At 68.2% G+C, this 24,944-nt stretch carries 16 protein-coding genes; 4 read left to right on the top strand and 12 right to left on the bottom strand.

Annotation, left to right across the window (positions count from 1 at the left end; genetic code table 11):
- Positions 1–26: 26 nt before the first annotated feature.
- From OG462_RS34490 to OG462_RS34480, 3 genes are read right to left on the bottom strand one after another with little or no spacing between them, the layout of a single operon-like run.
- Entirely contained in the window at positions 27–662 is a 636-nt protein-coding gene (locus OG462_RS34490) for an MBL fold metallo-hydrolase (protein WP_406063801.1), read from the bottom strand.
- Positions 663–671: 9 nt separating this feature from the next.
- A complete protein-coding gene (locus tag OG462_RS34485; RefSeq protein WP_406063799.1) occupies positions 672–1,922 on the bottom strand; it encodes an alpha/beta fold hydrolase in 1,251 nt (416 codons plus the stop codon).
- A 31-nt stretch (positions 1,923–1,953) separates the two neighbouring features.
- Entirely contained in the window at positions 1,954–2,988 is a 1,035-nt protein-coding gene (locus OG462_RS34480) for an IS110 family transposase (RefSeq protein ID WP_406063797.1), read from the bottom strand.
- Between the two features lie 770 nt (positions 2,989–3,758).
- Between OG462_RS34480 and OG462_RS34475 the strand changes: the two genes are divergently transcribed.
- Positions 3,759–6,770: an ATP-binding protein gene (locus tag OG462_RS34475; RefSeq protein WP_406063796.1), complete on the top strand. Its 3,012-nt coding sequence runs from the start codon at positions 3,759–3,761 to the stop codon at positions 6,768–6,770.
- Positions 6,767–7,972, top strand: a complete 1,206-nt coding sequence (locus OG462_RS34470) for a PleD family two-component system response regulator (protein WP_406063794.1) — start codon at positions 6,767–6,769, stop codon at positions 7,970–7,972. The genes OG462_RS34475 and OG462_RS34470 overlap by 4 nt, the downstream gene beginning before the upstream one ends.
- 735 nt (positions 7,973–8,707) lie before the next feature.
- On the opposite strand, the gene cas7c is transcribed toward OG462_RS34470, so the two are convergent.
- The 5 genes from cas7c to OG462_RS34445 all read right to left on the bottom strand — a co-directional run bounded on the left by cas7c (position 8,708) and on the right by OG462_RS34445 (position 15,315).
- Positions 8,708–9,625, bottom strand: a complete 918-nt coding sequence (cas7c, locus tag OG462_RS34465; protein WP_406063792.1) for a type I-C CRISPR-associated protein Cas7/Csd2 — start codon at positions 9,623–9,625, stop codon at positions 8,708–8,710.
- Positions 9,626–9,680: 55 nt separating this feature from the next.
- On the bottom strand, positions 9,681–11,474 hold the full coding sequence (cas8c, locus tag OG462_RS34460) for a type I-C CRISPR-associated protein Cas8c/Csd1 (RefSeq protein WP_406063790.1): 1,794 nt from the start codon (positions 11,472–11,474) through the stop codon (positions 9,681–9,683).
- Positions 11,475–11,477: 3 nt separating this feature from the next.
- Positions 11,478–12,164, bottom strand: a complete 687-nt coding sequence (gene cas5c / locus OG462_RS34455; RefSeq protein ID WP_406063788.1) for a type I-C CRISPR-associated protein Cas5c — start codon at positions 12,162–12,164, stop codon at positions 11,478–11,480.
- Positions 12,165–12,422: 258 nt separating this feature from the next.
- Positions 12,423–12,557, bottom strand: a complete 135-nt coding sequence (locus OG462_RS34450; protein WP_406063786.1) for a hypothetical protein — start codon at positions 12,555–12,557, stop codon at positions 12,423–12,425.
- 271 nt (positions 12,558–12,828) lie between these two features.
- Complete coding sequence (locus OG462_RS34445) at positions 12,829–15,315, bottom strand: CRISPR-associated endonuclease Cas3'' (RefSeq protein WP_406063784.1); 2,487 nt, start codon at positions 15,313–15,315, stop codon at positions 12,829–12,831.
- A 1,174-nt stretch (positions 15,316–16,489) separates the two neighbouring features.
- Between OG462_RS34445 and OG462_RS34440 the strand changes: the two genes are divergently transcribed.
- Positions 16,490–16,786, top strand: coding sequence for a hypothetical protein (locus tag OG462_RS34440; RefSeq protein WP_406063782.1), 297 nt, complete (start codon positions 16,490–16,492; stop codon positions 16,784–16,786).
- Between the two features lie 625 nt (positions 16,787–17,411).
- Here the strand turns inward: OG462_RS34440 and OG462_RS34435 are convergent.
- The 4 genes from OG462_RS34435 to OG462_RS34420 all read right to left on the bottom strand — a co-directional run bounded on the left by OG462_RS34435 (position 17,412) and on the right by OG462_RS34420 (position 23,542).
- Entirely contained in the window at positions 17,412–17,567 is a 156-nt protein-coding gene (locus OG462_RS34435) for a hypothetical protein (protein ID WP_406063780.1), read from the bottom strand.
- A gap of 122 nt (positions 17,568–17,689) precedes the next feature.
- Positions 17,690–17,935 carry a hypothetical protein gene (locus OG462_RS34430; protein WP_406063778.1) on the bottom strand — a complete coding sequence of 82 codons (246 nt, stop codon included), beginning with the start codon at positions 17,933–17,935 and terminating at the stop codon, positions 17,690–17,692.
- 3,138 nt (positions 17,936–21,073) lie between these two features.
- Positions 21,074–21,604 (bottom strand): sortase, encoded by a 531-nt coding sequence (locus tag OG462_RS34425; RefSeq protein ID WP_406063776.1) that lies wholly within the window; start codon positions 21,602–21,604, stop codon positions 21,074–21,076.
- Between the two features lie 261 nt (positions 21,605–21,865).
- Positions 21,866–23,542 (bottom strand): FAD-dependent oxidoreductase, encoded by a 1,677-nt coding sequence (locus OG462_RS34420; RefSeq protein WP_406063774.1) that lies wholly within the window; start codon positions 23,540–23,542, stop codon positions 21,866–21,868.
- A 232-nt stretch (positions 23,543–23,774) separates the two neighbouring features.
- Here OG462_RS34420 and OG462_RS34415 point away from each other — a divergent pair, with 232 nt between their 5' ends.
- Positions 23,775–24,896 carry a SchA/CurD-like domain-containing protein gene (locus OG462_RS34415; protein ID WP_406063772.1) on the top strand — a complete coding sequence of 374 codons (1,122 nt, stop codon included), beginning with the start codon at positions 23,775–23,777 and terminating at the stop codon, positions 24,894–24,896.
- Positions 24,897–24,944 lie beyond the last annotated feature (48 nt).

Here is a 24,944-nt window from a genome sequence, read left to right as displayed (position 1 = left end):
GGGCGGCCGCCGCCGCCGTGCCGGGCTCAGAGCTCGGCGGAGGCGCCGGGGGCGAGCCGTAGGTGGTCGGTGCCGCCGAGCGCGCCGATCTGGCGATCGTAGATGGGCCGCGCGAGATCGGTGAGCAGCGCGTCGTGGATGTCGTACGCCCGGCGCGGCTTCACCTCGCGCACGTAGTCGATGACCTCGGAGATCTTGTTCCACGGAGCCATGACGGGGAGCAGCAGCGTGTCCACGGGGCGGTCGGGCACGGTGAGCGCGTCGCCGGGGTGGAAGACGGCGCCACCGTCGACGAGGTACCCCACGTTGGTGATGCGCGGGATGTCCGGGTGGATCACGGCGTGCAGCTCGCCGTGCACCTGGACGTCGAACCCGGCCGCCGTGAAGCTGTCGCCGTGACCGACCGTGTGCACACGGCCCGGGAAGGCCGCCGAGAGCTGGTCGGCGACGCTGCGCAGCGTCCAGATCTCGGCGGCCGGGTTGGCCTCCAGGGCGGCCCGCAGACGGCTCTCGTCGAAGTGGTCGGGGTGCTCGTGTGTCACGAGCAGGGCATCGGCCCCGAGGACCGCGTCCTCTTCGGTGAACATGCCGGGGTCGAGGACGAGCGTCCGCCCGTCCTTCTCCAGCCGCACGCACGCGTGGGACTTCTTCGTCAGCTTCACGGGGCCAGGCTACGCCGGGGGCGTCGTCTCCTCCTCGACAACCCTGGCCACCACGCGCAGCGCGGTCTCCGCGGCGGGGAAGCCGCAGTACACGCCCGCGTGGAGCACGATCTCGCGCAGCTCCTCGGCCGACAGCCCGTTGCGGAGAGCCGCGCGGGTGTGGTCGGCGAGGGCCTCCCGGTGGCCTCCGGCGATCAGGGCCGTGAGGGTCACGACGCTCCGGGTACGCCGGTCGAGACCGTCCCGGCTCCAGACCTCGCCCCAGGCGTACCGCGTGACCAGGTCCTGGAAGGCACCGTCGGCGTCGTCGGAGAGGGCCTGGTCCACATGCGCGTCGCCGAGGACCTCGCGACGCAGCCCGAGCCCCTTCTCGTACGGGTCGGGGCGGGCGGCCTCGGCGGGCTCGGCGGCCGGGGCGGGCTCGGCCACGGGTGCCGGGGCCGCGGGCAGGGGCGGCACGGTCAGGGTGCCGCTGGTGTCCGGGGCGGTGCCGGCGAAGTGCTCGACGAGCAGGTCGGTGACGGCGGCGGGCTGCTCGACGGGGGCCAGGTGCGAGGCACCGGGGACGACGGCGAGCCGGGCGTCGGCGATCCCGGCGACCAGGGTGCGGGCCTCGGCGGGACCGGTGACCTGGTCCTCCGAGCCGACGAGGACGAGCGCGGGGACGGTGATCCGGTCGAGGGCGTCCCGCACGTCGAAGACGGCGAGGGCCTCGCAGGCGGCGATGTAGCAGGCGGGGTCGGTCGCCCGGACCATCTGCACGGCCCAGTCCACGATCGCGGGCTGCGCACCGGCGAACACGGAGGTGAACCACTGCTCGGGCGCGGTGCGGGCCATCGGCTCCAGGCCGTTGGCGCGGACGATGACACCGCGCTGGCGGAACTCGTCGGCGCTGCCGAACCGGGGCGACGTGGCGACCAGGGCGAGCGAGGCGACCCGGTGGGGCGCTCGCAGAGCCAGGTCGAGGCCCACCGCTCCGCCGAGGGAGCAGCCCGCGTACCCGAAGCGCTGCACGCCGATCGTGTCGAGGGTGGCGAGGAGCCGGTCACCGAGCTCGGCTACGGAGGTGAAGGCCTCGGCAGGCGCACCGCCGTGCCCGGGAAGGTCGAAACGGACGACCCGCCAGTCCCGGGTGAGCTCAGGTATCTGCCGGTCCCACATGTGCCATGTGGTACCGAGGGACGGCCCCATGACCAGGACGGGAGCCTGTTCTGGCCCGTCAACGCGGTACTGCAGCGTATCGATCTTGGTCTCGCTCACCGGTTCACACCTTCATCTGTCACGACAGCCCCTATAGCGTCGGGTACGAGTGGGTGGTCCTGACCAGGTGGAACACCTCACGGGCAGCGTAGCGTTTGAGGCATCGGACGATTTCGCGCCGCGTCTTGCCCTGTTGGGTACGGCGCTCGTAGTACTCCTGGGTGCGGGGATCGAAGCGCAGGCGGGTCTGCACGATCCGGTGCAGGGCGGCGTTGGCCTGCCGGTCGCCGCCGCGGTTGAGGCGACGGTACTGCCGCGCGCCTGAGGATCGCTCGACGGGGCTGACCCCGCACAGCGCGGCGAAGGATGCCTCACTGCCCAGACGCTCAGGGTTGTCCCCCATCGTGATCAGCAGGGTCACGGCGGTATCCGGGCCGATGCCCATCACGTCGAGGAGTTGCGGGGCATGGCGTTTCACGAGCCGGGCCAGACGTGCGTCCACGTCCCGGATCTGCTCGGAGAGCTGGCCGATCCGGTGGGCCAGCAGGCGCAGGGTGGTGCGGGTGGCCTGCGGCACCGACTCCTCGCCGCCCTCTTCGTGACTGCTCGCGTCGGTGAACCGCGCACAGGTACGGAAGAGTTCAGCATTACCCAATCCGGCCAACTCTTCCCGCAGGGCGGGATCAGCAGTGACGAGGACGGCCTTGAGCTGGTTGATGGCCTGCGTGCGGGCCTTGACCGCCGACGCCTTCGTGAGTTTGTACATCCTCGCGATCTGTACCGGTCCGTCGCCCGATTTGGCCCGGGCGCGGGCCCGCCCGCTCAGTACGGCTCGCGCCGCGTTCTGGGCATCGAACGGATCCGATTTGCCGCGCCGGCGGCGATCGGCCCGGTCCATCCGATTCACATCAATCACGTCGATACCCTGGCCCAGCAGATAACGCGACAGCGACGCCCCGTAGGAGCCGGTCCCCTCCACCCCGGCCTGCCTCACGGCTCCCAACTTCCTCGCCCACTGCAGAAGATCGCGGTATCCAACCGCAGTGGCCGGGAACTCGTCGGTGGCAAGCACTGCCCCCGTCAAGGAGAGCACCGCCGCCACATGCGTATCGCGGTGCGTGTCCACTCCCAGCACCGCCTCCCCCCCAGGGGGGCGACGACGGGTCTTCGGAGCAGGCGACGTACCAGACATGCCCGTTCCCCTTCCGGTCCGATGGCGTGTCGCGTTGCCGGTACCGGGCCGCGTCGGGCGGTCAGAATCGTGAGGACGCCACAACAATCGGCAGGCCCCTATCGGGACACACCCCGCCGCCCCGGTACCGACAACGCACCATCCCCACCCAAGAGCCGACACTGTGACACCAGGACACCTCGGTCAGAAATGTCATGAGTCAGACCCCGTCCGGGATGGCACCGCACAACCGTCCCACCGATCCCGCACACCCGCATGACCCGACCACAGCCCGGGGGACTTCGCCCGAACCGGTGCTCAACCTGGCCGGAGAAGACAGGTAATCGGTTGATTCCCCACCCACTTGCGACCGGCAACGACGCAAGCGTCCAAGGCGTTCGGATTCTCCCGGGCCAAGGGCTACGCCCTGGTGCGCCAAGGCCAGTTCCCGTGCCGCGTGCTCCGCATCGGCCGCAGCACGCGGGTCGTCACCGCGTCCTTGGTCCGGGTCCTCGAAAGCGGCGGGCCGGAGTACAGCGATTCCAGCACCTGATGGACGCGGCAACGTCGCCGATGGAGCCCCAGGCGGCGGAGGCAGTGCACGGATTCGGGCCGTGCCGACTGGCCAACATCGCCTGAATCACGCGAAGTTTGATCTCCTCCCTCTGCGCCCCGGCCATACTGTTTCGTCGGGAGCTGACGGTCCAGCGGGGTGGGGTGCGTGCATGACGGCCGTTGAGGATGATCGGAGCAGGGCGCGCCTTGGCGTGCTTGAACATTCCGTTGAGGCGCGAGTCCGCGAGGCCGCGCCGGCGTTCGCGCACCTGGACGCCCTGGGGCTTCCCGCTCCGAGAGACGGTGCACGGAACGCGATCGCCACGGCGCTGGTTCACCGGTCGTACCTCTTCGAGAGCCGGGGCGCGCTACCAGGTGTCACACAGACCTCCTTGGACGCACTTGGTCGGCTGGGCAGCGCGTTCCTGTGGAAGACGGCCGCAGTAGAGCGGTACCGCAGGATCGCGAATCCCACGTCCGGGACGATGAGCGCAGATGTTGCCCGGATTGTCGCTACCTTCCCGGCCTGGGCCGCATGTCAGGAGTGGCTGCGAAAGTCCGCGGCCCTGAGCGTGGGACTCGACAGACATGCGCTTCCGCCGAAGGTGACCACTCTTCTGTGCCACCAAGTCATTGGTGTGCTGTGCCTGGAAGGCGAGGAGGAAGTAGCAAGACGACTGCTCGATGGGCACCTGGCCACGCAGCAGCGCGAGATCGCATCCAGCATCAACGACCCGAAGACCGCCCTGTATGAAGCTTTGGGCCACACAGCGTTGACCTGGGGTTATGGGCGCGGTGGTCCCGATCACGCCCCGGTGTTCCGGGCCGTCGTCACCGACACGCGTCGGCGGGCCGGCGAGGGAAGTGGCAGCAACAAGAAGACCGCCGCGCAGCTGGCCGCGCTCGACTTCCTGCAACGGCACTTGCCTCAGGTCCTTACGGCGCGGGATTCCGCGGTCTCACCGCCGCCGCCCGCCCAGGAAATCCACGCATCGCGTGCCCATGTAGACACCGTGCGGCGCTTGGAGACGCTCTTCTCCCTTCCGGAGACGTCACGCCCCTTGCTCTCCCAGGCACTCGTCCACGCCTCATGGGCGTACGAAAACGGCCATCAGATGGAGAGATGCCATCAGCAGGACTACCAGGCCCTGGCCTACCTGGGAGCCCAGATACTCGGCTACGAGCATCTGCTCGCCACTGCACGACGCATCGTCGTGGCGCCCCCCGCCGAATTCGCTTTCACCACTCTCCCCAACAGCGTGTACAACACCGCCTTCCACGAGGTCGGGTTGGCATCAGGGTTACTCCTCGGAGCAGGTCAGCGATCCCTCGGCATACCTTTGGAGATTGGGGCCGACTCCTTCCAAGCCGTGATCGGCGCAGTCTCCGAAGCTGGGGGCTTCCAGGGATCGCTGGCCGACCGCTGGCCGCAAGAATGGGCCCCCACATGGCAGTTGGTGGCACCGAGCGCACCACCACCGGTCGAACCCACCACGCGCCTGGCCCGCACGGCCAGCCTCATGAAGCTCCCCGTGACCTACGAGCACACGGTCACCGGGCCTGACCACCTGCAGCGGTATACGGCGACCGCCGTCCTGGACAGCAAGGCGCTGGGCGTCACGCTCAGAATGCAAGGCGCTGCCGCTGCGGGCAAGGTACCCGCGAAGCACAGTGCGTCCTTGGCTGTGCTCAGTGTCCTCGAACGCCTCGCCGACGGGTCCCCGGCCCGGTCCTTTGACGGGGCCAAGGAAGCGGCCCGCTCCCTCGCCCGGTTCCTCCTCGCTCAGCAGGCTTATCTGCTCAACGCCGCCCCGGTTCCCACGCAACGATGGATCACCGCACGCCTCTTCGGGCTGCATCTCGCCTCGGACGCTCCGGCGCTGCTCAAGTGGGCCGTTGGCGTGGATGAACTACTGAACCTCGATCTTCCCCTGCATCCCGACAGCCATCTGCGGGACGCGTTCCGTAAGGCCGTCGAGGAACCCGCTGTCCCAGACCCCATCAACACCGTCCTGGTGCGGGCGATAGACACCCTGGAGCGGATCGAGACCCCCGAAGCCATCACCACGGCACATGTACGTCACCTGGTGCAGTTGTGCGACGTCTACCGGTGCCTCGGTTCCGACGATCCCGACATCCTGCTGCCCGATCTCGCCGACGACTGGCGGATCCTTCACCGAGGCCGGCTGAAGGCCCTGCCGGCGCTTCCCCCGGTCCGGATCTCCGGGCGGGCGCGAGCCGTCCTCGACGCCTCGCTGTCCGCCCTCGCCTCCGACGGAGGAGAAACCTCCGTCGAAGTCCTCGCCGAGCAGCCGCTACGGCTGGGATTCCGGTCTACTCAACCACCCTCCCCGAGCGTCCTGGAGGAGGTGTGCTCGCTCTGGTCCACAGCCAGCAAAGCAATCACCGTAGAGACGGCCGAACAGGGCATCGACGTGATCGTCGCCATGACAGAGGCCCCGCCCCGACCGGGACCGATCACCCATGCCGTCCTCGCTGCACTCCAACCCAGCCCGGAGCCCTACCGCGCAGCCGTGGCGGACCTCCTGCACGATCTGAAGAACCAACTTGTCGCCGCCCGCCTCGCCAACTTCCAGCCCGCCGAGAGCCGCACAGCCCGGCTGCAACAACAACTCGCCGCGAGCCGGCACCTCGACGAGGCACACACCATCGCGCTGCGCCTGCGCGCAGCAACGTCGATGCTCGCCTCGGGCGACACCGAGAGCGTCGAGCTCGGAGCCTTCCTCCGTCAGTATGCCGGAGCAGTCCTCACCCGGCTCCCCGCCAACATCTCGCTGTCGATCCCCACGGCCAAGAGCACCGTCCACGTCGCACTGGGCGCACGCTCCCTGACCGCCATCTTCGACAACCTGGTCGGCAACGCGATCGAAGTGCTGGGCAACGGCGGGGCCATCGCCCTGGACTGGACCGCCGATGACTACGAAGCTGCCGTCGAAATCTCCGACGACGGCCCCGGACTCCCCTCGGACATCGCCGCCGCCCTGAACTCGGGCAAGCGAATCCGCAGCACGAAGCGCGGAGGCAACGGCCTCGGCCTCCTGGGAGTCCGCTCGCTGCTGGCCAAGGTCGGGGGACAACTCAGCCTCATCGCCACGCCCTCCGGCACCGCGTGGCTCACCACCCTGCCACTCACTCCCTCTACGCCACCGGAGTCTGGATGACCCAGCGACTGGCCAACCTGCGCATCCTGGTTGCCGACGACCAGATGGACGTGGCCCGCACGCTGTGCCGGCCGCTACACAAGGAAGGCGCCCGCCTGCGCTTCGCCGCGGACGGCCACACCGCTCTGCAGGCGATCGACACCCACCCGTTCGACCTCCTGCTGATCGATATGAAGATGCCGCCCGAGGAATGGGGTGGTCTGTGGCTTCTGCGGCAGCTCAAAGAGCGGAAATGCCGTATTCCCAGCCTCGTCCTGTCCGGCGAAGGCTCCAAGCAGCAGGTCATCGAGGCGCTCCGCCTCGATGCAGTCGACTGGGTCGTCAAGGACACCGCCGGAGAAGAACTGCTGGACCGATGCGCAGCGACCCTCACCGACCGCCTGGGCGCATCCCTGGAGGTCGCCACCCACCGCCTGCCGACTCCCCTGGCCCATCGCTTGGCCAGATATGTCCGCGCCACCGATCCCGACAAGAAGATCCACGAGGGCCTGCACGCGCTGGAGTCGATCCTGCGCTTCGCTGCCGTTCTGGGGCTCAGCAGCACCCCGCCCGCACCACTACGGGGAATCACGCCGGACCGGCTGGCAGCCCCGAGCATGGGCACCTGGTTCGACCTGTGCACCGCACTCGCGAATCGGCCTGATGCGGGCAGCGACTTCCGGCGAGTACATTCCTGGATCACCCCGGAGCGAGCTGATCACCAGCCGATCCAGAGCCTCATCTCCGTACGCAACGCCCTCGCACACGGCCGGGAGACCCCCACAGCGGACCAGGCTGACCAACTCGACCAGCTGCTGCGCCGGTTCGCGCACCGCGCGACATCCTCCTGGTGCGCAGATCTCGCGGTGCCCACCTCCATGACCTACGACGGCACCCAGTACACCCTTGAGGTACTCACTCTTCACGGGGTCGGAAAGCCGGCCCCCAGCACGGTGTCGACGCCTACACCGGTGATCACGGGACAACCCATCCTCACCTCCCGCGACGGCACCCTGCTCCCCTTGGCGCCGTGGCTGCTGGCCCACACGGAACCCGCCTCGGGCACCGTACGCTGCCTGCAATTCGACGGTCTCCAACGCGCAAAAGGGGGTCTGACGCCAGACGCTCCCTTCCGGTACGCGCGAACAGATGACGGCAGCGGCCTCCCCGCCGTCCACCACTCTCAAGCGCACTGGCTGACCCTGGCCCAGTGGACGACGTAACTCCGGCCGGGACCTCAGGGTCCAGACCGCGGCCGGCAGAAGACAGCCGAGCGGGGACGAATCAGAAAGTTCCGGGCTGGAACGCTGGCGCCAGCTGAAGCGGCCTCCCGGGCACAGAATTAGTGGGTTGCTTGTGGTAGTTGGGTTCGTTGGTGTGGTATTGGGCGCTCTGATGGGTCGACGGGTCGTTACAGGTGAAGCTTGAGGCGGTGACGCCGTATCTGAACGAGTGGCAGCGCCGGATCTTGTACTGCGCGGAGGCCCAGCAGCTGGGGCACGGCGGGATTGCTGCGGTGGCGTGGGCAGCGGGGGTCTCTAAGGGCTGCGTCAGCCGTGGCCTGGCCTGAACTCGACGCCGTCGAGCCAGATGGGCGGGTGCGGCGGCCGGGGGCGGGACGTCCGGCGCTGGCAGACAGGGCTCGGTCGCCGTAGAAAACGACCGCCACGCGGCCCATCGCTGCGCCTTGCCGGTGACCTGCTCGATGTTGAGACCCTCGGTCGCCGTAGAAGACGACCGCCACGTGAGGTCCCATACCGTACATGGTGAGCAGGTCCCCCAGGGGGTGTAGTCACGTTGGTGCAGGTGGGTGCCCCGGATGGTGGCGGCATCATCGGTGAAGGCGTCTTCCAGGAGGTTGAGGCCGCATCGGCGGGGGGCAGTAGGCGTAGTGCTCCAAGGCAGAGAGGGAGACCTGCAGGGGACTCCCTCTCCGCCTTGTGCGGGGTCGGGTGGCGTCATCCCAGGGGACGTGGGGCGAGGGTGGTCAGGGTGACGCCGGGCGGAAGGTCGGTGTCACGGATCTCGACGGTGCCGTAGTCGGAGAAGCTGCGAGCGTTGACGTCGTCGCGGGCTTTGACGGTGATCCGTTCGAACAGTTCGTGGGCGGGGGCACGGCCGAAGGCGTCGTCGTGCGTGAAGACGTACAGACCTCGCAGGGCGAGGTTGGCGCGAGCGGCGGCGCGGTCGTGTTCGAGCATGATCTCGAAGGCGCGCCAGAACAGGGTGAGGTCGTCGGTGGTGACGCCGGTCCGCTTGGCGAGGGGGGCGCTGAAGTGTCCGGTGCCTCGGTACAGGGCGTAGGGCACGACGTGCTTGGAGCCCATCTCGGTCTCCTTGCCCTTGTTCTTACCGTCGGTGTTCTCGCCGCGTTCGAGCCACGCCTTGAGGTCTTCCTCTTTGGTGGGGGTGACGCGGGTGATGCCGATGTCGAGGGGGGTGATGCGGTCGATGGAGCGGGAGAACCCGATCTGGACGGGGCCCTGGACGCGGCCGGCCTGCTTGTCGCGCTTGCCGGTGGTCATGACGGCTCCGAACATGCGCACGTCGAAGAAGTTGCGGCACATCCATTCCTGCGCGGACTTCTGGTCGTGTGCGGAGCCGGTGGTGTAGGCGCGTTCGTGCTGGGTGTTGAGGGCGGTGCCGGCCTCGACGTAGATCTCGCGGCCTTCGCGGGGTTCGAGGGTGTTGATGAGGGCGACGGTGTTGCGGATCTTCCGCTTGATGGCGACGTCGGTGATCAGGCCGTGTCCGCTGACGGGGTCGGTGCGGGGCAGGCCGCCGTTGTCGGGGTCGCCGTTGGCGTTGGAGTCGACGGCTTCGATGAGGAAGACGAAGTCGTGCTTGCGCGTGGGGTCCAGGTGGGCAGCGGTCATGGTGGGAGCGACTCCTCGAGTGGGCTGAGTATGGTCGGAAGCGGGGTGCGCCTTCTCAGACGGCTGCGGGTTCCTGGGCGGGCGCGTCCTGCTGTGCGGGGATGGCGGCCTGCTTGCGTTCCTTGGCGGCCTGCCTCTGGAGGATGTCGTCGTGGCGCTGGTGGGCGTAGCCGATGATGAAGCGGCCCTGCTGGACGTCGGTGAGATGTCCGGGCAGGTCGTCGCTCACCTTGCTGTAGATCTCGAAGAGCCGCTTCTCCAGCGCCTTGTGCGCGGCCACCCTGTCTCGGCGCAGCCGTTTGAAGTGCGCTCCCGCATCGGTGAACAGCCGGCGCAGGGTGATCCCGGGGGCGGCGACGGCGGCGCTGAAGTACTTGTCGCGCAGCGTGGTGTTGATGTCGGGGAGGGCGGCTTCCTGTACGGCTTCGAGGACGGCGAAGAGCCGGCCGCATAGGTAGGCGGGATCTTCGCTGTCCTTGTCGAGCTGGGGCATCAAACGGTCCTGGGGGTTGGAGGAACGGGTCAGGAGCAGCCGCAGCAGCGCCAGACGCGGAGCGTCGACGCGCCGGTCGGCGTGGATGCGCTGCAGGAGGAGCGGCAGGGCGCGGGCGGGTGGGCTCAGATGGTGCAGGGCGCTGTGGAGCAGTTCGGCCTCCAGGCCGTGGGGGGCGCTGTCGGGTGCGTAGCGCTCGCCTTGCCAGCGGCCGCAGGACAGCGCCATCTGCCACAGGGGGAAATAGCGGGTCCGCCTTGTCCATCCGTCCCAGACGCCGTGGTCGGCGTACCAGGCGGCCAGGTTCTTCTTCGCCTCGGCCAGGGGGACCTCGATCCAGTCTCGGACGACCAGGCGGGCGTTGTTCAGTCCGAGGGACAGGCTGTAGAAAGCATCCGTGTCGGTCCGCTGCGCGGCCGCGGGGCTCGGGGTTTTGTTCATCGAGTCGATGAGGTGTTCGATGTCGGTCGCTTCCGGCTGGTCGTCGAAGAACATGGCCAGTACGGAATCCGGGTCGGGCTTCCTGGTCCACCACAGCAGTACTCCGTCGTCCCGGAAACGGCGCCGGTGACGCTCGGAGGCCACCAAGTGGTTCAGGACCGCCATGGCTCGGCCGCCGCATCGGTGACAGACCGGTGTGTTCACCAGCTGCGTCATTCCGGCGCGTCCCTGGGCCGGGGCGTTGATGCTGATGAGCTGGCCTTCGTTGCTGCCGCCCGCTGTCGGGACGGCACCCTTCTTCACCGGTTCGGGGATGGTGGCCAGCAGGGCCCGGTGCTCCCCGCACACCAGGCACAGTCCTGTGCGCTCTGCGGCACCGCCCTTACGCGCCCGTACCTCCTCGGCCCACAGCTGCTTCACCGAGTCCAGCTCGTGCAGCCAACGGGTACCGACCATGACCGCGACCGTGTCCTTGGCCTCGACCTCATCGGGCAGCTCCAGCCCGGCCCGGCCGGCCGAGAAGAACACCTCTGCTGCCTTCGCCTCCGGCTCGTCCGCCGATGACGCCCAGCGCCGTACGAAGTCGCGGTAGGCGTCATGCCGCCGCCACGCCTCGTCCCGGTCCTTCTCCGTGACACTGCCGTCCTTGGCTTTCTTCGGCACACCGAGCACGAACTCGGCCGTGTCCACCAGAAGGTAGGGAGGGACCTTCGTACCGGACCGCTGCACGTAGGGGACCGGCATGCTCACCGCCTGGTCCCGCTGCCGGCCCGACACCTTGTGGCTGCGGAGCTTCATGCCCGAACCGTCCGCGGCGATGTCCAGCACCCAGTGGATCTGCTTCTCACGGTAGAACTCGGCGGGCAACTCACCGGCAATCCTGTCGCCGTACTCGACCAAACGCTGCAGCAGCACCGATCAGCCCTCCGCCGCATCAGCACGCCAGGCCGTCAGCCGCATGGCGACCGCCTCGTCCGGCAGCGGCTCTTCCGGCACCTCCAGCACACCGTCAACGACCGACGCACGAAACCACCGATAGCGCTCCCCCTGCGGCCCGTACTCGATCGAGTGCAGCATCACCCCGAGCTCCTCGTCGAAGGGGACCGCCCGCTGCCGCGGATCGGCCTTCCCAAACGAGGCGGTGAACTCCCGGCACCCCAGGAACGGCTGCGAGAAACACGCACCGCGCTCCACCCTGCGGCGCAGCTGCTCGCGGTACTTCTCCTCCGACGCCGGCGGATACTTCTCCGAACCGGCCAGAGCCTCGGGACTCACCACGATCTGCGCGTGAATCCGGTATCTGACGTCCCGCAGCGCCAGTGTGCTGCGCTGGTCCCGGTCCTTCTCTACGTCGTAGCGGTGACGCCGGTCCGTCTGGAGCTTCTTCACCTCCTGGGCGGTGATCACCGACTTCACCTCGTTGCGGCGCACCCGTAGCCAGGTCACCGGCCGCAACACCTCGATCTTCCGCACCACGTAGCGGAACTGGGGGCGCCAGAAGATCGCTTCCAGCACTCCGCGGGCCGCTGACGGCGTCATCACCTGGTAGCTGACCCGCTCCGTCTTCAGCTCCGGACGGGTGAAGCACGCCGCCTCGCCCCACACCTCCACCACCAGGTCGGGATAGACCCACCCCTCGTTCCCGCGCCGCATCCTGCTGGAAGCGGGCACCGTCGTCCTCATCCCCTCACACCCCATCCTTGACAGCCGCCCTTGTCGGTCCCGTCCGGCGACGGGCCCGACGAGGGCATGCGGAACCAACGGGGCATCAGGTCACGCTCTGCCCCCTAGTGATTCCGCACTGTAGGCGGGGGCACTGACAATGCATCCCGGAATCGGAAAAACCGCTGCTCACGGGGGGCTTCAGCCGCGCTGCACACCGAGGCGGCACTTCAGATCGACTCGCGCGGAGAGGTCAAGGTGGAAGATCATAACCACAATAATGATCATCACCACTGCGGCCAGCACTGGCAGCCCGTCCACGTAAAACCGTGCCATCTAACGCTCCTTCGTCTCTTCTACCTATCGAAAGCACTTGACTCCAGCACCGTTCCATAACCGTTGATGCATTTCTCCAACGACACACACAAAAGGCGGTGGGCGACAGGAAAAGCCTGTCGCCCACCGCCCAGATACCCGTCGATACGATAAGTAGACGAGACATTGCGATCCTCGGTCAACCTCAAAATCAGATGACCGCTAAGAACCCTCAGAAATGGTTCTTAACCCATCCTCGCATGCGCCACCAGCCGCAGGACGCGATCCCTCATCAAAGAACATAGCCGCCCCGATCCTCGGGATCATCCGTATCCAGACCGCGCACCGGGTCGTAGTGCCCCCGCCACACGACAAGGTCGCCGATCACCGGTTCCGCCAGACCGGCCTGAAGTGCCTCGGCGACCTCATATCGCGGCAAGGTCGCCATGTGCGGCTGCAAGCGGCGCAACGGCTCCGGACCTGCCGGGTAGGAAGAGCGCAGGAGTGCGATGTCGGACTCGATGGCATCGCGCTCCTCGTCGGTGTTCTCCGCACGGATCACGACGACGGACTGCGCATACCTGTTGTCGATCATCTGGAACGCCTCTGCGACGGCGGGAAAGTCCCAGAGTCGGCGCAGTTGCTGAATTCCCTCGCCCATCGACCGTCCGTCAGTGCCCTGCAGCGCCCAGCGCTTCTCGTAGTAGCACTCCAGGGCCTCCAGATCGTCCGGAGCCGAAGCATCACCGGGCCCGAAGAACTCCCCCGTCGCCTCCAGAGCTGCCCTGTACGACAAGTCCTTCGGTACGCCACCGTCGGCCGGCCGGAACACCACCACCGTCCCCCTGTCCAGACGGCCGTCCCTGTTGCAGCGGCCCGCCGCCTGCTGCAACGCCTCGGCCGGCGCCCACGCCCGATACACCCGCGGGAAGTCCACATCCACACCCGCCTCGATCAACGACGTGGAGACCACATGCACAGGACGGCCGGCCGCGAGCTCACCGCGTACGTGCCTGATCACTTCGCGCCGGTGCTCGCCCGTCATCCTCGTCGACAAGTGCCACACCGGCGCCGTGACCCGCGCCTCGCCCTCCGCACTGCTCAAGAGGCGGTGCAGTCGCGCCGAGTCCCGTGTGGTGTTCACGATCGTCAAGACCTGCTCGCCGCCTTCGGAGGCGATGTCCTGTGCGATTGACTCCCACGTGACGTCAGGCCCCAGACGCCAGTCGTACTCCACCCGCCGCAGCTCTTCGAACAGCCCGGTCACATCCTCGATCACGCCGTGCCGCGGCAGCCCGTCCAACTGCGCGAGAGACCAGAAGGAAGGCTGGGTTGCGGACGTCAGCACCACCGAGGCCCCGAAATGCTCCACCAGGTCGCGCAGCACACTCAGGATTGGGATCAGCAGCCGGTCGGGAAGAGCCTGCACCTCGTCCAGCACGATCACCGAGCCGGCCAGCCGGTGCAGTTTGCGCATCACGGAGGGCTTGCACGCGAACAACGACTGGAACAGTTGCACCGTCGTCGTAACCACAACAGGCGCGTCCCAGTTCTCCGCCGCCATGCGCGCCCAGGCCCCCGCCCCCTCCTCCTCGTCCAGCTCCACCGAACTGTGGTGCTCCAGTACGGCAGGCTGCTCGTCACTGTCCGGGGCGGGGTCGAGGAGTTCCCGGTACACCTCGGCGTTCTGCTGCGTAATGCTGATGTACGGAACAACGAACACCACCCGGCCCCGACCATGCTCAACCGCATGCCGCAGCGCGAACCCACCCGCCGCGATCGTCTTCGCCCCGCCCGTCGGCACATGCAGCACATACATACCCGGCGCGCCCTCGGCCGCCGCCAGCGCCTGCGCGTACACCCGCTCACGCAACTCATCCACCGGTGAAGCCACACGCCGGGCAAGCAGCCGCAGCCTGCGCTGCTCGAAGCGCTTCAGTAGCATCTTCATGTCCGCACGCGCGGCAGCACGAGGCTTTATGCCGGCGAAGTGGGCCTCGGTATCGAGATAGTCCGCATCGACCACACAGCTGAACACCATGCGTGTGAACACATCCAGCGCCAGTGCTTGCCTCTGCGGCGATCCGAGTCCCGAAAGCCAGGCCGGCGGCGGGATGCGGCCTTCTCGAAGAATTTCCGGCACCACCCGGGCCACAGCCTCCGTCGCCTCCCGAGCACGCTCCGCATCCACACCGGTCCCCCGGAGCTCGGCCAGAACATCCTTGATCTTGTTCTGATCCGGCAGCCCTCCGTGATGCCCTTGCACCACTGCAGCGAGCTGACGCCCCACCGTCCGCGCGGCAAGCGCCGTGCCCGCTTCCTTATGAGGAATCCCCACCGGCTTACCCGTCGACTCGGCATGAAAAATCAAGCGATCCTGCCAGGCGCAACAACCCTTCCCGACGTCATGCACCAACGCCAGGTACTCGGCCACATCCCCAGCACCGAAACCCTCGGCGAAAGCCCTGGCCAAAGCAGCCGAGCCACGCAGATGATCCTCCAGCCGATGCCTGCACCCCGACCGCGGACTACGACTATGGGCGAACAATCCACGCTCTGACACCTGACCCCCTGACCGCCGAACCGACGACTTCCCTGGAACCAGCACCCTAAAATGGCCCACTGACACAGCCGAGGCCCCAACAGGATGGTGGGGCTCCTTGGGACGGCCGAGGATCGCAGCTGCTTGGCGGTACCGTAGATGCCGGTCGGCAGGCCGATGACGGTCGTCCTTTAAGGCGGCCGAGGATCGCAACAAGGAGGTCGTGTTCCCGGGCATCGTCGCCCGTGAATGACGGTCGCCTTTCGAAGGGGCCGAGGATCACAACGACGGCCTCGACAAGGCTCTAACGGGCCAGTCGACCGATGGCGGTCGTCCTTTGGGACGACCGAGGATCGCAACGTCTTGGGGCAGAAGGTGTCGAGCGGCTGCGGGGACATGGCGGTCGTCCTTCGGGGCTGCTAAGGATCGCAACTGGAAGGGCACCGAGGGCACCCTCGCCCAGGTCGAATGACGGTCGCTCTTCGGGGCGGCCGAGAATCGCAACTACACCGGTCTCGCTCTCTTCGGCGGCAAGGGCGCTGATGGCGGTCGCCCTTCGGGCGACCGAGGATCGCAACTTCGGGCTCCTGGTCGGTTCGATGCCCCGGCAGGGATGGCGGTCGTCCTTCGGAGCGGCCGAGGATCTCAACGGCGAGGACTACTTCAACTTCGCGGAGGCGACTTTGAAGGGTGGTCGCTCTTCAGGGCGGCCGAGGATCGCAACTCGCGGGTGATGGTGCGGTAGTCGGGCCGGGTGTTGAATGGCGGTCATCCTTCGGGGCGGTCAAGGATCGCAACTTCTCTCGCTGGGCGATCCACACGACGCCGGCCGCGATGGCGGTCGTCCTTCGGGACGACCGAGGATCGCAACCCCCTGAATCCCGCCTCCGGCCTCAAGATCCCTGGGTTGCGGTCGGCCTTTGGGGCGCCGAGGATCGCAACTACGACCAGCTCAACGCCCGCTGCTCCGTCGAGGGATGGCGGTCACCCCTTGGGGCGACCAAGGATCGCAACCCCCTGAGAGCAAGCTCGCAAGCGGGGAGCGCGAGTATGGCGGTCGTCCTTCGGGGCGGCCGAGGATCGTAACGTCTTCATGCACGGCGAAGGCGCGAATGGGAAGAGATAGCGGTCGCTCTTTGGGGCGGCCGAGGATCGCAACAGCGAGGAAGACCTGCTTCGACATGCGAGCCGTTTATGGCGTTCGTCCTTTGGGGCAGCTGAGGATTGTAAAATCGTCATCGCCTCCTCCGGCGGCGGGAAGTTTGTTATGGCGGTCGTCCTTTGGGGCGACTGAGGATCGCACCGAGGAGCAGACCAGCGTCGATCTGGACTGGGAGAATGGCGGTCGTTCTTCGGGGTGGCCGAGGATTGCAACCACCGACACTTCGTAGTGCCGGAGCAGGAGGTCAAGATGGCGGTCGTCCTTCGGGACGGTCGAGGATCGCAACAGGCCGTAACGACGGCCGGCTGTCACAGCCCGCCGAGATGGCGGTTGTCCTTCGGGTCGGCCGAGGATCGCAACTCCGGGATGTGCGCGTGGGCGTACCAGCCGGCCTTATGGCGGTCGCCCTGCGTGGCGGCCGAGGATCGCAATAGCCTCGAGAACCAGCCGATCGATACGCCCAACCTCGAATGGCGGTCGCCATTCGAGGCGGCCGAGGGTCGCAACACCCTCTCCTACCGCAAGGCCGCCGAGATGGCAGGGTGAGGATCGCAACATCGAGGCTTCGTCGCCCTGGGCGGCAAGCATGGCATGGCGGTCGCTTCTTGGGGCGGCCGAGGGTCGCAACCTTACTCAGATATCCGAGGACGGTCGTGAGGCCAGATGGCGTTCGTCCTTCGGGGTGGCCGAAGATCGCAACGTGTTGCCCTCGACGGTCCAGATCGAGTCGGCGTCATATGGCGGTCGCCCTTCGGGGCGGCTGAGGATCGCAACGGCTACGCCTGGTGCTTGCCGATGGAGATCATCAAGTGGCGGTCGCCCTTCGAGGCAACCGAGGATCGCAACCGCGTTACCACGGACTACGCCGACGGCCCGACGTGGAATGGCGGTCGCTCTTCGGGGCGACCAAGGATCGCAACGATCTCGCCGACCCCGCCACCGGAGAACGTCTCCGCATGGCGGTCGTCTTTCGGGCGGCCGAGGCTCGCAACAACGCTGGCGTGAGCGGCGTGGAGAACACCCTGCGCTATGGCGGCCGCCCTTCGAGGCCGCCGAGGATCGCAACTTCGCGGTGCGGGGGTCGATCAGCACCCGCTCGCTGAATGGTGGTCGCCCTTCGGGCAACCGAGGGTCGCAACGGTCAGGATCGTGGGGATTGACTCGGCAGCGCTCACGGATGACGGTCGCCCGTCGAGGCGACCAAAGGTCGCAACAGGGCGTAGAAGCAGGCGATGACCGAGAGTGCGTAGGATGGCGATCGCTTTTCAGGGCCACCGAGAATCGCAACATCGACGAGGCCGATCGGGTCATGGAGGATCAGTCCCATGGCGATCGCCCTTGGGGGCGGCCGAGGCTCGCAACGGCGACATGGCGGGCGAGGCGGGCGACGCCCTGTGGGATGGCGGTCGCCCCTCTGGGCGGCCGAAGATCGCAACAACGACATCGTCATCAACCTGCGTAAGCTGAGCCCGCATGGCGGTCGCCCTTCGGAGTGGCCGAGGATCGCAACGTGCACGCCGGGGACGCCCGGAAGATTTCGGTGACCGGACGGCGGCCGTCCTTCGGGACGACCGAGGATCGCGACTCCAGCGCATCGAGCCGGGCCTCGTGATCGGCAAGGTGGCGGTCGCCCTTCGAGGCGACCGAGGTTCGCAACTGCCTCGGCACGTTGACGCACACCTCGAACGCCGACATGGCGGTCGCCGTTCGGGGCGATCGAGGATCGCAACCGCCTCGACCGGGCCCTGGTCAGCGTCGACGTCTGCATAGCGGTCGCCCTTCGGGGTGGCCGAGGATCGCAACACCTCCTCGCCACGGCCGATCTGGAGGCTGCCGGCGGGATGACGGTCGCTCCTCAGGACGACCGGGGATCGCAACGGCAGCATGTTGGGAATGTAGGAGGCGGTGAGCATCATGGCGGTCGCCCTTCGGAGCGACCGAGGATCACAACGGCTCCTACACCCCCACCGACAAGGCCGCCGTCCTTGTGGCAGTCACCCTTCGGGGGCGGCCGAGAATCGCAACCCCAATCGCCAGGGTGGAGTTCTCACCCAGAACGACATGGCGGTCGCCCTTCGGAGCGGACGAGGACCGTAACCAGACGGTGCTCACACAGGGCATGGCGCACGCCAGTGGGTGGCGGTCGCCCTTCGGGATGGCCGAGGATCGCAACCGCACCTAGAGACCATCGGCGTCGACAGCGAGACCGACATGGTGGTCGCCCTTCAGGGCGACCAGGATCACAGCCCTGTGCCAAGCGACGGACTCGAACCGCCGGTCTCATGGCGGCTGGCCTTCGGGGCGACCGAAGATCGCAACCACGACATGAAGGACGCGTGGTGGGAGGCCGACGACATGGCGGTCGCCCTTCGGGGTGGCCGAGGATCGCAACAGTCTGCGGGCCCACGTGGACGACTGGGCCGAGGAATGGCAGTCACCCTTCGGGGTGGCCGAGGATCGCAACGTCGTACACGGCCCTGGTGACGTCCAGGGGATGCCGGATGACAGTTGCCCTTCGGGACCGGTCGTGGATCGCAACGTCGGCACCGTGATGGCCAGGGCCTGGACCACGGCGAAATGGCGGTCGCCCTTTGAGGCGACCGAGGATCACAACCCCGGCAGCGACAACCTGTGGCTGCTGCCCTGCGATATGGCGGTCGCTCTTCGGAGCGGTCAAGGATCGTACCTCGTACAGGGCGAGGTACTCCTCCTCGGCCGGGTCCAGGATGGCGGTTGCCCTTTCGAGTGGCAGAGGATCGCAACCCCTGTCGGGTCGGGTATGCGACGATCGCACCGGATGGCGGTCGCTCTTCGGGGTGGCCGAGGATCGCAACCGCACCCGCATGAGCTAGGCCGGCCGGGCCGACTTGTGGCGGTCGTCTGCTACGGCGACCGAGGGCCGCAGCGACCTGGGGCACACCGCGCACAAGCTGGTGCTCGGCGATGGCGGTCGTCCTTCGGGGCGGCCGAGGATCGCAACTCCTCGTCGACTCGCCGCACCGTCACCTGCAGCACACGGCGGTCGCCTTTCAGAGCGGCCGAGAATCGCAACTCGATGAGCAGCGGCCCATACTGGATGCCGTCGGCATGGTGGTCGCCCTTCAGAGCGGCCGAGAATCGCAACGTAGGGGATGCGCCGCAGCCGCGGCTTGATGCCCTATGGCAGTCGCCCTTCGGGACGACCGAGGAACGCAACGACAACGCCGCAGCCCGCGTCGTCCTCACCTCCGGCATGGCGGTCGCCTTTCGGGGCGGCTGAGGATTGCAACCACCCGTCCCCGTCACCGAGGAACCAGGACAGCGACATGGCGGTCGCCCTTCGAGGCGGCCGAGGATCGCAACCCCAAGGGCGGCGGCGGCCTTGTCATCCCGCCCGCATGGCGGTCGTCCTGCGGGGTGGCCGGGGATCGCAACCTCCGTGCTGGCGGTGAGGCGCGAGTCGGGATGTGATGGCGGTCGCACCTCGGGGCGGCCGAGGATCGCGACTCCGCCGACAAGCCGTCGAACTGCCTCCCCGGCAAGGACGGCGGTCGCTCTTCAGCATGGCCGAGGATCGCAACGGCGTATACAAGCTCGCAGTCGCCGACAAGTGCCGCATGGCGGTCGCCCCTCAAGGCGACCGAGAATTGCAACCCGGTGGTACTCGGGGACGAGATCGACTGGACAGACAAGGCGGTCGCTCTTCGGTGCGGCCAAGGATCACAACATCGAGCTCACCACGGGAAACCCCGTCGTCTACGGATGGCGGTCGGGGAACGCAACGACCAGTGGTGGACCCTCTGCACTGGCCTCCAGTATGGCGGGCGCCCTTTAGGGCGGCCGAGGATCGCAACTGAATCAGAAGGCCCTGAGGCACTTCACGGGGCACGAACGGCGGTCGCTCTTCGGGGCGGCCGAGGATCACAACATCACAACGGCCGACGAAGGCGCTGAGACTGGCAGCAATGGCGGTCGTCCTTCGGGACGGCCGAGGATCACAACCTCCGCGCCCGCCTCGACGAAGACGAGCAGGACGCCCGAAGCGGTCGCTCTTCGGGGTGGCCGAGGATCGCGACGCCTGCTCAGGCGTCATGTCGTCCTCCCTGCTTCGTGTGCTCGAAAGCGGGGAGTCCGAGTGCAGCACCGGGCCGGTCAGCGCCTCCACCAAGGACGCTTGGCGGCCTTGAACAGGACAGCGCCGTGTAGTTGTGCCGGCAGTGGCCCGGGAGCACCCCACAACTGGCACGTTTTGGCGAAGCCTCGGTACTGCACAAACACGACGAAGCCCCGGCTCGGGGGTCTCCCGGTCGGGGCTTCCTCGTGTCACGAGGTGTCACAGTCTCTGCTGAGTGAGGCGGACTGAGCGCCGCGCACCGTGCAGTTTTCGCACTGCATGGACTGCGCGGACTGCCGTGGAAGGGTCCTACGACCTGTGCCATGTGGTGCCCAAAGAGGGCCCGATGACCAGGACCGGAGCGTCTTCTCGCCCGTCGACGCGGTATTGCAGGGTGTTCGTCGGTGTCTCACTCACCCGCAAGACCCTCTCATCTCTCGCCGTCACTCACAGCGTCGGGTCGAACCTAACGGCTCCTGCCCCGCACCTGGGCATCCGGTCCCGGCGCGGTCTCGTCCCTGTCAGGGTCGCGTAGACCACCGTGTCGGCCCGATGGCCGGTGTCGCTCGCCCAGTCGCCGCCGCAGGTGATCAGCCGCAGCTCGGGTGGGCCCGAACACGTCGACCCCGTCGGGCTTCGGCCCGGAACCGTTCTTCATGCGGATCGCGCCTCCGCAGCGTGGCCGGGCCCCGGATCTCCTCGCGGAGCCGGGGCCATGGCTGTGGGGCGTGGGGCGGGGTTCAGACGGAGTTCCGGGCGGCGGTGACGCGGCGGCGCATCCTGATCAGGACGCCCGCGGCGGCGCCGCCGAGGAGCAGCGCGCCGAGGGCGTACGGGCTGCCGCTGTCGCCCCCGTCCGCGGCTGCGGTGGCGGTGGCGGTGGCGGTGGCGGCCCAGCCGAAGCCCGCTTCCACGGCACCGTTCGGCCGGCCGGAGATCTGGTAGGTGACGGTCTGCTTGATGCGGGGCGGGCACTTGAGGGTCACGGTGTCCGTGCCGGAGACGGCGTCCAGCGGGAGCGTGAACTCACCCACCAGGACGCCCTTCCGGTCGCCCGGCAGGAGGTGGAACTTCCCGCCCGCCACCGACTCGCCCTTGCCGTACGTCTCCTTGCCGCAGGCGGTGGTGCTGACGGTGACGGTGGTGCCGGGGGCCGCCTTCCCCGGATTGACCCGGACGCCACCGTCGGGCGCCGCGACGGCGGAGGGTGCGGACAGGACGAGGGCGCTCAGGACCAGGGCGAGCTGGGTACCTGTACGTACGAGACGCATGCTTCTTCTCTCCTTCGACGGAGCTTTCCTGGCCGGCTGGACCGCGCGGCGCCTGTGCTGTGCTCCGTTCACGAGAAGATCCCCGACCGGCGGCCACCGCAACGCGAGGATCGAGCGCGATGTCCCCCGGTCGGGGTCTTGATCTCCCTTGCTGGTGATCATCGCCGCAGGTCACGGGTGCCCGTGCGGTGCTCGGGAACGAACATGCGCCCTGCGCGCGAACGGGCTAGAGTGCGTCTCCTCGATGAGCCGGCCGGTCGATCACCGGCCTCGAAGACCAGCCCGGCCCAGGATCTCCGTGAGGGCTTGCTGCAACGCCGCTCCGGGATCAGCCGACGCCCCTTCGGACCGCCACGCGACGAACCCGTCGGGGCGGACCAGCACCGCGCCGTCCGTGGTGACGCCGTGGGCCTCCGCCCAGTCCGTGTCGCTCGCGGGGGAGAGCTCCGCTTCGGGCCCGTCGCCGATCCGGTACGAGTCGAGCGGCACCGACAGCTGTTGCCCGACGCGTGTCGCCGCGGTGTGCCACGTGCAGGCGCCGTCCGCGGAACTCAGGAGCACCAGGGACCGCTCGTACAGGTCGAGGGTGGAGACCCGGGTGCCGGCGCGGTTCAGCCACATGTGGGGTGCCCGGCTCCCGGGTTCGCCCGTCAACCGCAGTCCGTCGGGCACGGCCGGCAGCGTCCGGTCGGCGCCCACGACGGCGCCCTGCGGATAGCGGTAGCCGAGCACCTGGTTGAGGATGCCGCCCTTCCTTCCCTGGGGGCCGCCGGATCCGGGGCCGGGGACGTACCCGGGGTGGCTGTGTTCGACCGACCGCGCCGAAGCCCGGGCGCTCGTCGCCTCCGCCACCGGCCGGCGCTCCGCGTCGTAGGACGCGAGCAGGCCGGGTCCTGCCCAGCCGCCCAGGACGGCGGCGAGCTTCCAGGCGAGGTTGTGCGCGTCCTGGATACCGGTGTTGGAGCCGAACGCCCCGGTGGGCGGCATCTCGTGGGCGGAGTCGCCGACGAGGAACACCCGGCCGTCCGCGTACCGTTCGGCGACCCTCTCGGCCGCGTGCCAGGGAGCTCTGCCCGTGATCTCCACATCGAGGTCCGGCACCCCCACGGCCCGCCGGATGTGTTCCCTGCACCGCTCGTCGGTGAACTCCTCCAGCGTCTCGCCGTGTTCGGGGTGCCAAGGAGCGTGGAACACCCAGCGCTCCCGATTGTCGACCGGCAGCAGGGCTCCGTCGGCCTCCGGGTTCGTCAGGTAGCAGACGACGAAGTGCCGGTCGCCGACGACGTCCGCGAGACCGCGGGAGACAAAGGTGACGCTCACGTTGTGGAACAGGGCGCCCGGACCGCTCTGCCCGATGCCGAGCCCCTCGCGAACCGGGCTGCGCGGGCCGTCCGCCGCGACGAGGTAGTCCGCGCGGATGGTGGTGTGCTCACCGGTGTCGCGACTCTTGACCTGCGCGGTCACCCCTTCGGCGTCCTGCTCGAAGGACATCAGCTCCGTCGAGAACCGCAGATCTCCGCCCAGCTCCCCGGCGCGCTCGAGCAGCACCGGTTCGAGATCGTTCTGGCTGCACAGGCACCACCCGCTGGGGCTGAAGCGGGCGACCCCGCCGCCCGGGTCGATCTCCCTGAACAGCCACTCGCCGACATCGCCCACCAGGCTCGGCGTCTGCAGGATGCCGTTGTTGTGCGCCAGGACCGACGCGGCCTCCTTGATCCGCTGCTCGACCCCGGCTCCACGGAACAGCTCCATCGTGCGCACGTTGTTGCCGCGGCCGCGCGGGTGGATCGAGGTGCCCGAATGGCGCTCGACCAGTGTGTGCGGCACTCCGAGACGCCCCAGGAACAGCGAGGTGGACAGGCCCACCAGCGAGCCGCCGACGATGAGTACGGGCGTGCGGTGACCGGCTGCTTCGCCGGCCACGTCGAATCGGTTCATTGTTCGTCTCCGGCGTCCACTGCGACGCGAGTCGGGGATGGGATGCAGAGTCAAGCCCTTCGGGGGCGGGTCCGCGTGCCGGGGGCACCCGGATGACACGCGGTTCACTCGTCCGCTTTATCGGGCTCGCGCGCTGTCGGCGCTCCTGTCAACCATCAACACATGACGACCCCGGCGTTTCGCTCGCGTAGGTCGTTCCCACCCCCCACCGAGAAGAGAAGAGGTGTGCCGGATGGCCCCCTCGGGACGCATCTCGCAGTCTGTGTTCGACGGCTCCAGGCTGCGGGTGATCCTCCTGCTCGACCTGTACGAAGGAGCTCAGCAGCAGTTCCTGGACGCGTACGAACTCATGCGCAAGCAGGTCGCCTCCGTTCCCGGTCACATCAGTGACCAGCTCTGCCAGTCCATCGAGAACCCCTCGCAGTGGCTCATCACCAGCGAGTGGGAGAGCGCGCCGCCGTTCCTCGCGTGGGTGAACAGCGAGGAGCACGTCGAAACCGTCAAGCCGATGCACAGCTGCGTCCGGGACACCCGTTCGATGCGCTACAGCATCCTCCGGGAGACCAGTCCTGCTCAGCCGGCCTCGCGGGCCGCGGCATCGGCGGGCGCGCAGGTGGAGGCCCGCGTGGGCGACGGTGTGGCACGTCACGCCCTCACCTTCACCGTCAAGCCGGGCTCCGAGTCGAAGGTGGCGGAGCTCCTCGCCGGGTACGAGTCGCCCAAGGCCCAGGTCGACGAGAACACCCGGCTGCGCCGCACCTCGCTCTTCATGCACGGCAACCGCGTCGTCCGTGCCGTGGAGGTGGAGGGCGACCTCCTCGCGGCACTGCGGCACGTCGCCCGTCAGCCCGAGGTACGAGCGGTCGAGGAGGCCATCAACCCGTACCTGGAGCAGGACCGGGACCTGACCGACCCCGAGTCGGCACGTGTGTTCTTCACCCGGGCCGCGCTCCCGGCCGTCCAGCACGTGGTGTCCGGCCGGGCGGCACCGGCCGACCTGCGACGGCACGCGCTGTACTACCCGGCCAAGGAAGGCTGCGGGATGGAGCTTGCCCAGCTGCTCGCCCAGCAGGACCGGGCCGCGGCGGACGATCCGGGCAGCCCGGTGTACGGCAGCACCGTGTTCCAGCGCGACGACATCGTGGTGCGCCTCATCGACATCACGGGCGACCTCGACCTCGACCCCGTCGCCTCCCTCGGGCTCAAGGGCGCCCGGAAGGCCGCGGAGGTGGAACGCCTCCTCGACGGCGCCGCGATCGGCGTCGAGGGCTCCCTGGAGACGGAGCGCAACATCAACCGGCTCCTGTCGCACGCCGACATGCTGCCGGTCACCGACCGCTCGGCGCATTCCTGACGGCCCCTCGCTGCCCCCGCCGCAGCCGCTCCCCCGCACGTCCCTGGC

This window comes from Streptomyces sp. NBC_01077, assembly GCF_045162855.1.
GTDB lineage: Bacteria > Actinomycetota > Actinomycetes > Streptomycetales > Streptomycetaceae > Streptomyces.
The sequence above is the reverse complement of the archived record's forward strand: the minus strand, read 5'-3'. Positions and strand labels throughout refer to the sequence as shown.

Excerpts from the sequence above, each read along its gene's own strand:
- cas7c (WP_406063792.1), bottom strand. The coding sequence starts at position 9,625 with ATGACCGCTGCCCACCTGGACCCCACGCGCAAGCACGACTTCGTCTTC.
- OG462_RS34430 (WP_406063778.1), bottom strand. The coding sequence starts at position 17,935 with ATGTCGGCGTTCGAGGTGTGCGTCAACGTGCCGAGGCAGTTGCGAACC.
- OG462_RS34420 (WP_406063774.1), bottom strand. The coding sequence starts at position 23,542 with ATGAACCGATTCGACGTGGCCGGCGAAGCAGCCGGTCACCGCACGCCC.
- OG462_RS34470 (WP_406063794.1), top strand. The coding sequence starts at position 6,767 with ATGACCCAGCGACTGGCCAACCTGCGCATCCTGGTTGCCGACGACCAG.
- OG462_RS34445 (WP_406063784.1), bottom strand. The coding sequence starts at position 15,315 with ATGCCCGGGAACACGACCTCCTTGTTGCGATCCTCGGCCGCCTTAAAG.
- OG462_RS34450 (WP_406063786.1), bottom strand. The coding sequence starts at position 12,557 with ATGGCACGGTTTTACGTGGACGGGCTGCCAGTGCTGGCCGCAGTGGTG.
- OG462_RS34415 (WP_406063772.1), top strand. The coding sequence starts at position 23,775 with ATGGCCCCCTCGGGACGCATCTCGCAGTCTGTGTTCGACGGCTCCAGG.
- OG462_RS34475 (WP_406063796.1), top strand. The coding sequence starts at position 3,759 with ATGACGGCCGTTGAGGATGATCGGAGCAGGGCGCGCCTTGGCGTGCTT.
- OG462_RS34440 (WP_406063782.1), top strand. The coding sequence starts at position 16,490 with ATGGCGGTCGTCCTTCGGGACGGTCGAGGATCGCAACAGGCCGTAACG.
- OG462_RS34425 (WP_406063776.1), bottom strand. The coding sequence starts at position 21,604 with ATGCGTCTCGTACGTACAGGTACCCAGCTCGCCCTGGTCCTGAGCGCC.
- OG462_RS34435 (WP_406063780.1), bottom strand. The coding sequence starts at position 17,567 with ATGGGACTGATCCTCCATGACCCGATCGGCCTCGTCGATGTTGCGATT.